Origin of the sequence: Flavobacterium sp. NRK1, from assembly GCF_024054175.1 — a bacterium.
In the GTDB taxonomy this organism is placed as follows: Bacteria; Bacteroidota; Bacteroidia; order Flavobacteriales; family Flavobacteriaceae; genus Flavobacterium.
In genome coordinates this window covers 2,733,432-2,734,986 of the sequence record NZ_JAMXLA010000001.1, presented here as the reverse complement: position 1 = coordinate 2,734,986, position 1,555 = coordinate 2,733,432, and the positions used below count along the sequence as shown (strand labels likewise).

Below are 1,555 nucleotides of genomic sequence, written 5' to 3'. Positions count from 1 at the left end.
TCCTGCAGGGGCTACACCGCTGTCAAGCAGCAGGCCGTCTGTTGTACCGTCTACATCAACACATACCGTATTGCTGCCGTTCTCCCCTGTGATCACAGGTTCTGCAAGGCGCTCTACATGCAGGGTGAAGGTAGTGATATCATGGCATTTGCTTAGTGTAGCGGTATTGGTCACCCTTACCCAGATGGTCTGGTCATCGGCTATAGTATTGGTATAGGCTTCAGGGGTGGCTATGGCATTTTCATAGCTCTCTGCATCTTCCAGGCTGGTGTAATAGGTTACCTCATAGCCTGCAGGGTCCTGCGTGCCCAGTACCTCACCTTCTACAACCGTAAGGTCCCAGGTGCTGATGATACCGTCATTGGCACCGTCATAGTCACATTCATCAAATACAGTAGTAATTGGATTGGCAATCGCACCTTCCTCTACAAGCAGGCTAAGCTCTTTTACGATCATACAGCCTGTATCGTTATTGGTTACCCTTACATATACCGTACCGCTGCCTCCTGTTACAGGGTAGGCTGTTACCGGTACTGCAGGGGTGGTAAGTGCGGCATCTTCAAAGAAGTCAACATCATACTCATCCGCTTCATTGCCGCCAAGGGCATTGTTTACATATTCCTGGATGTTAAAATCATAGGCACCGTCGGTATTCTGCTCACAATGCGCAAATGGCTCAAGGTCGGCTACCGGCGGAAGCGGGTTCACGATAAGGGGCAGCTCAACGATCTGCGCACACATCGGCTCTGCAGGGTTGTGCGTATCAAGGGCAACACGTACCCACACTGAACCTGTCCCGCTTTCATAGGCTGAAGGGTCAGCTATCGGGTTTACTTCATTCTGCGCATCTTCCTGCGTAGTATAGTAGGTAAGTATGTAGTTGCTGCCGTTGTCTTTTATATCGGCTGCGGCCTGGGTAAGGTCAAATTCCTCTACGCCGTCACCGTCTCCGTTGTCATCACACAGCACCAAAGCATCAGGGGTAGTATCCGGTGTTGGCAGCGGAAGTACCTTGATGGTAAGGGTCGTATAGCTAACACAGCCATCCTGGGTGGTAACTTTAACAAACAATGTTTTTGGGTTGCCTTGTGGTGGTGCAGGGTTGGTATAATGCTCAGGGTCGGCTATGGCTATTGCGCCGGTATCAACCCTTGGGTCGGATTCATAGTATTCTACGGTATACCCCTGCCCGATGCCTGATGGGCCTAAAAGCTGGTCTTCCCTTACCGTAAGGTCAAACTCGGCCTGGCCGTCGTTTGGAAGGGCTTCGTTACAGATAGCAAGAGGGCTTGGCGTGGTAAGGGCGTGCGGTGCATTGAAGATAAGCATGAAGCTCTCTACGCTGTAGCAGCCTGTTACAGGGTCTTCCACCCTTACCCAGATCACCTGCTGGTCTGAGCCCATATAGGTGGCAGGGTTGGTGATCCTGTTGGCTAGGCCACTGTTGGCTCCTGTCTCGGTGGTATAGTACTCTACAATAAGATCATCCGGTATGGTAAGGCCAAGGGCATCGGCAATTACGGCATTCTGTACCGTAAGGTCTACCCTGCGTTTG

Annotated in this window: 1 pseudogene; it reads right to left on the bottom strand. The window is 51.4% G+C overall.

Annotation, left to right across the window (positions count from 1 at the left end):
- A pseudogene (locus tag NHE85_RS12545) lies at window positions 1-1,555 on the bottom strand (hypothetical protein); the annotation flags it as partial.